Source organism: Actinomadura sp. BRA 177 (assembly GCF_013372625.1).
Taxonomy (GTDB): domain Bacteria; phylum Actinomycetota; class Actinomycetes; order Streptosporangiales; family Streptosporangiaceae; genus Spirillospora.
Genome location: NZ_JABXFD010000112.1, coordinates 1 through 5,840, shown reverse-complemented (window position 1 = coordinate 5,840; position 5,840 = coordinate 1). Strand labels below are relative to the sequence as shown.

Genomic DNA, 5,840 nt, shown 5'->3' with positions numbered 1-5,840 from the left:
TTCCAGGACACCGTCGCCCGCCCTCCCGGTAGGGGCGGACGACGGTGTCCTGGAAGACCTGCTGGAGCTCGGCGGCCAGCGCGGTCGTGTGCCGGTCGACGGCCTCGTGGGACGCGATCAGCGTGTCCAGCGGCATCGGCAGTTCCGCGAGTTCCGCGCTGATGCCGAGCAGCGCCGGGCTGACGACCCGGATGACGTCCGCCGAGATCTGCTCGATGACGCCGAGCGCCTCCAGCCGCTTGATCGTCTCGTCGTCGAGGTGCCGTCCGGCCCGCCGGTCGAGTTCATGCCGGTCGAGGTCCTCCGGCTGCTCGGGCGCCCACGGCGACAGCAGCGCTCGCTGCAACGCGAGGTCTTCGGCCGGCGCGTCCAGGGGAATCCTCTGGAGGTGCTTCTCGATGGAGGCGAGCGTGAGCCCGAGCGACTGGAGCTCCCGGACGAGTTCGAGCCGCGCGAGATGGTCGGGGCCGTACAGACCGGTGCGTCCGCGCAGCTTGGGGGGCGGAAGCAGGCCGCGTCCGGCGTAGAACCGCACGGTCCGGACGGTGACCCCGGCGCGCGAGGCCAGCTCGTCGACGGTGAGTTCCATCCCGCCTCCCTCTATGTGACAGTGCCAGTGTTACATTAACCCTGTATCAGCACTCACTTACTTGAGGGAGACCGCCGGATGGGACGGGACATCTACACCGACGAGCACGACGCCTTCCGCGACATGGTGCGCTCCTTCATCGCGAAGGAGGCCGCGCCCCACCACGAGCAGTGGGAGAAGGACGGCATCGTCTCGCGCGAGGTGTGGCTGGCGGCCGGCCGCGCGGGCCTGCTCGGCATCGACATGCCGGAGGAGCACGGCGGCGGCGGCAACGCCGACTACCGCTACTACGTGATCTTCAACGAGGAGCTGGCGAAGGCCGGAATCCACGGCCCGGGGTTCGCCGTCCACAACGACATCAACGGCGGCTACCTGCGCCAGCTCTGCACGGACGAGCAGAAGGCCCGCTGGTTCCCCGGCTACTGCTCCGGCGAGCTCATCACCGCGATCGCGATGACCGAGCCCGCCGCCGGCTCCGACCTGCAGGGCATCAAGACGACCGCGATCAAGGACGGCGACGACTACGTCCTCAACGGCTCGAAGACGTTCATCTCCAACGGCATCCTCGCCGACCTCGTCATCGTCGTCGCGAAGACCGACCCGTCCGCCGGTGCGAAGGGCGTCAGCCTCCTCGTCGTCGAGCGCGGCATGGACGGTTTCGAGCGCGGCCGCAACCTCGACAAGGTCGGCATGCACGCCCAGGACACCGCCGAGCTGTTCTTCGACAACGTCCGCGTCCCCGCGTCGAACCTCCTCGGCGAGGAGGGCATGGGCTTCATCTACCTGATGACGAACCTGGCCCGCGAGCGCCTGTCCATCGGCGCGACCGCAATGGCCGCCGCCGAGGACGCGTTCGAGCAGACCCTCGAATACTGCAAGACGCGCGAGGCGTTCGGCCGTCCGATCGGCAAGTTCCAGCACAACCGCTTCACGCTCGCCGAGATGAAGACGGAGCTGACGATCGCCCGCTCCTTCACCGACGAGTGCATCCTCAAGGAGAGCGAGAACGAGCTGACCGCCGACGAGGCGGCCATGCTCAAGTGGTGGAACACCGAGCTGCTCAAGCGCGTCGTCGACCGCTGCGTCCAGCTCCACGGCGGCTACGGCTACATGACCGAGTACCCGATCGCCAAGGCCTACCAGGACGTCCGCATCCAGACCATCTTCGGCGGCACCACCGAGATCATGAAGGAGATCATCGGCCGCGGCCTCGGCGTCTGACCCGCGTTCCCCTGGCCGGGCCCAACGGCACCGGCCGGGGGGACGAAAGCCCCTACCTCCGCGATTCCGGGCGTTCGACGATCGGTGGCACGGCGCGCCGTGCCGGGCGGACGCGCGGGGACGGAGGGCGGCACACGTGACGGACTTTCCCTACGCCGACCGGTTCGAGGTCCACGAGACGCTTCCCGAGGACGGGCGCTCTCGGGAGGAGATCCTCGCCGAACTGCGGGAGATGGCTGCGGCGGAGGACGCGTTCTGGGAGACGGGCAAGGCGTCCGGGACGGTCTACTGCGGCGACCACGACCACTACGCCTTCATGACGGAGACGTACGGGCTGTTCGGGCACGCGAACGTCCTGCAGCGGGACATGTTCCCCAGCGCGACGAAGTTCGAGGGCGAGATCCTCGCCATGACCCTCGACCTCATGCACGCCGACGCCGTCACCGGCGCCACGCCGGGCGGGGTGGTGACGACCGGCGGAACCGGCAGCATCCTGCACGCGATGCTCGCCTACCGGGACGGCGCCGGCCGGGAGCGTCCCAACATCGTGAAGCCGGAGACGGCGCATCCCGCGTTCGACAAGGCGGGCCACCTGTTCGGCATCGAGGTGCGGGAGGCGCCGGTCGATCCGCACACCACCCAGGTGGACGTTTGCGCCGTCGCCGATCTCATCGACATGGACACGGTCGCGCTGATCGGCTCGGCCGGCAACTACGGCTACGGGACGATCGACCCGATCGCGGAGCTGTCGGAACTGGCCCTGTCGTGCGGCGTCGGCCTGCACGTGGACGCCTGCCTCGGCGGGTTCATCCTCCCGTTCGGTGAGGAGCTGGGCCTGGACATCCCGGTGTTCGACTTTCGGCTGCCCGGCGTGACCAGCATCTCCGCCGACACCCACAAGTACGGGTACGGCTTGAAGGGCACGTCCACACTGCTGTTCCGCGACAGCGCGTTGCGCAACGTGCTGTACTTTCTCAACACGGGGTGGAGCGGCGGGAAGTACCTGTCGCCGGGGATCGAGGGCTCGCGGTCGGGCGGGCTGCTCGCCGCCACCTGGGCCGGGATGGTCAGGCTCGGACGTTCCGGATACCGGCGTCACGCCGGGCAGATCTTCGAGACGGCCCGCCAGATGATCGGGGCGGTCCGGTCGCATACGGAACTGCGGGTGCTGGGCGAGCCGACGTTCCTGTTCAGCTTCACCTCGGACGAGTTCGACATCTACCACGTGTACGACTTCATGGCCGGACGCGGCTGGCGGCTCAACGGTCAGCAGTACCCGAACGCCGTCCACATGGCGGTGACTCGGCCGCAGACCCGGCCCGGCGTCGCGGAGGCGTTCGCCGCCGACCTCGCCGAGGCCGTCCCCTACGCGATCAAGCAGCAGGCGGCGGGGGAGGCGCCCATGTCGGGCGCGGTGTACGGGGGAGTGCCGGGCGGGCTCACCGACGAGGCGGACGACTTCATCCGGCAGGTCATGGCCGGGATGCTCGACACGCAGCAGTCGCTGCCGCCGGCCGCCCGCTGAGGGGTTGGGCATGGCCGCGCCGCAGGAGCGCTACGTCCTGACCGTCGACCTCGGCTCGACCGGGCTCAAGGTCGGCCTGGTCTCGCTCACCGGGGAGATCGTCCGCTGCGAGTTCGCCCTCGTCGCCACATGCCGGCCGGGCGGCGGCGCGTCCACGCAGGACGCGGAGGAATGGTGGCGGCTCGTCACTTGTGCCGCGCGGCGGGTGATGGGCGCCGGGCTCGTCCGGCCGGAGCAGCTAGTCGCGGCGTCGTGCACCGGGCAGTGGGCCAGCACCGTGCCGGTGGACGCGTCGGGGCATCCGGTCGGCGACTGCCTCCTGTACGACGACACGCGCGGCGCGCCCTACTCCCGGGCCGTCATCGCCGGACCAGTCGCCGGGTTCGCGCCGCGCAACGCCCTCGCGTGGGTGCGCCGGACGGGCGGGGCACCATCGCCGTCCGGCGCCGACCCGATCGGGCACCTGCTGTTCCTGCGCCACGAGATGCCGGACGTGTACGCGGCGGCGCGCTGGTTCCTCGAACCGGTCGACTACCTGACGATGCGGATGACCGGGGTGGCCGCCGCCACGCACGCCTCGATGACGGCCGCGTGGCTGACCGACAACCGGCGCCCGGACGTCCTGCGCTACGACGCCGACCTGGCCCGGCGCGCCGGGATCGACGCCGGGAAGCTGCCGCCGCTGCGTCCGATCGGCTCGGTGGTGGGCGCCGTGTCCGCCCGCGCGGCCGGCGAGCTGGGGGTGCCGGAGGGCCTGCCGGTCGTCACCGGCCTTCCCGACCTGCACGCGGCGGTCTGCGGCGCCGGGACGCTGGACGACTTCCAGGCCCACCTGGCGATCAGCACGACGTCCTGGATCGGGCTGTCGGTGCCGTTCAAGAAGACCGACGTGCTGCGGTCGATCGCGAGCGTGCCGGGCCTGTCCACCGGCTCCTACGTCGTCGCCGACAACCACGAGACGGGCGGCCGGTGCCTGCAATGGCTCAACGAGACCGTGCTGGGCGCGCCCACCACTACCGATTGCGACTACGAGCGCCTGGTGACCCGCGCCGCCGCCGTCCCACCGGGCAGCCACGGCGTCATCTTCACGCCCTGGCTGGACGGCGAACGATCACCGGTGGACGACCGCGACGCCCGCGCCGGCTTCCACAACCTGTCACTCACCACGACGCAGGACGACCTCGTCCGCGCCGTCCTGGAGGGCGTCGCCTACAACAACCGGTGGCTGCACGAGGCGGTCGAACGGTTCGCCGGGCGCCGCCTCGACCCGATCCGGATGATCGGCGGCGGCGCCCGCTCCGACCTGTGGTGCCAGATCCACGCGGACGTGCTCGGCCGCACCGTCGAGCGGGTCGCCGACCCGATCAACGCGACGCTGCGCGGCCAGGCGGTCTTCGCCGCGCTGTCGCTGGGCGCCGTCCGCCGCGAGGACGTCCGGATCCGCGTCGACCGCACCTTCCGCCCCGACGCTGCGGCCGGAGCGGCCTACAACCGCCTCTACCGGGAGTTCCCCGCCCTCTACCGGAACCAGCGCCAAATGTTCCGCCGCCTCGCACCCCGTTGACTAGCCCAGGGGTGGGACGACGGCTTCGATTAGGTGGGGGCCCGGTTCCTCTAGGGCCTTGGCGAACTGGGTCGCTAGTTCCTCCGCCGTGGTCGCGCGGGACGCCGGGACGCCCATCCCGGACGCCAGCGCGACGAAGTCGATGGCCGGTCGCGACAGATCGACCATGTCCCGCGTGATGGTGCCCGCCTCCGGCGGTGCCGGGACGGCGCCGACCCGCGTCGTCTCCATCGACAGGATCGCGTACGAGCCGTTGTTGAACACGACCGTCGTGACGTCGAGACCTTCCCGGGCCTGCGTCCACAGCGCGGAGATCGTGTACATGGCGCTGCCGTCGGCCTCCAGGCCGATGACCGGACGGTCCGGGCAGGCGATCGCGGCGCCGGTCGCGACGGGGAGGCCCTGGCCGATCGCGCCGCCGGTCAGCGACAGCCAGTCGTGCGGCGGCGCGCCGGCGGTGGCGCCGGGCAGCCACAGCCCGGACGTGTTCGCCTCGTCCGACACGATCGCGCCCTCGGGCAGCAGCGCGCCGATGACGGCGGCGGCGCTCTCCCCGGTGAGCGCCCCGGAGAGGATCTCCGGCCGCGCCGCGACCTGCAGCGCCGGGGTCGCCTCCTTGGCGATCGCGTCGGCGAGCCTGGTGAGCGCCCCGGTCGCGTCGGCGCCGAGGTCGTGCACCTGGCAGCCGTCCGGCACCAGGTCGCCGGGAAGGTCCGGATAGGCGAAGAACGTCACCGGACGGCGCGCGCCCGCCAGGACGATGTGCCGGGCGCCGTCCAGCTGCGCCGCCGCCATCTCGCCCAGGTAGGCCAGCCGCTCGACCGCCGGGACGCCCGCGCCGCGCTCCAGCCGTGCCGGGAACGTCTCGCACAGCACCCGCGCCCCGGCCGCCGCCGGGCGGATCGCGGCGGCGACCGGGGCGCGGTCCCTTATACACATCT

General features: G+C 71.4%; 5 protein-coding genes. 3 read left to right on the top strand and 2 right to left on the bottom strand.

Annotated features, from left to right (window positions below):
* A partial coding sequence (locus HUX53_RS03100; RefSeq protein WP_176401654.1) for a MerR family transcriptional regulator occupies nucleotides 1–589 on the bottom strand: 589 nt, incomplete at its 3' end.
* 78 nt (nucleotides 590–667) lie between these two features.
* Here HUX53_RS03100 and HUX53_RS03095 point away from each other — a divergent pair.
* The 3 genes from HUX53_RS03095 to HUX53_RS03085 all read left to right on the top strand — a co-directional run bounded on the left by HUX53_RS03095 (nucleotide 668) and on the right by HUX53_RS03085 (nucleotide 4,899).
* Nucleotides 668–1,810 (top strand): acyl-CoA dehydrogenase family protein, encoded by a 1,143-nt coding sequence (locus HUX53_RS03095; RefSeq protein ID WP_176401653.1) that lies wholly within the window; start codon nucleotides 668–670, stop codon nucleotides 1,808–1,810.
* Between the two features lie 136 nt (nucleotides 1,811–1,946).
* The gene (locus HUX53_RS03090) at nucleotides 1,947–3,335 is read left to right on the top strand and encodes an aminotransferase class V-fold PLP-dependent enzyme (protein WP_176401652.1); all 1,389 of its coding nucleotides are present in this window, start codon (nucleotides 1,947–1,949) and stop codon (nucleotides 3,333–3,335) included.
* A 10-nt stretch (nucleotides 3,336–3,345) separates the two neighbouring features.
* Nucleotides 3,346–4,899 carry an FGGY-family carbohydrate kinase gene (locus HUX53_RS03085; RefSeq protein WP_176401651.1) on the top strand — a complete coding sequence of 518 codons (1,554 nt, stop codon included), beginning with the start codon at nucleotides 3,346–3,348 and terminating at the stop codon, nucleotides 4,897–4,899.
* Here HUX53_RS03085 and HUX53_RS03080 read toward each other — a convergent pair.
* The coding region (locus HUX53_RS03080) for an acetolactate synthase large subunit (protein WP_176401650.1) at nucleotides 4,900–5,840 on the bottom strand (941 nt) is incomplete at its 5' end.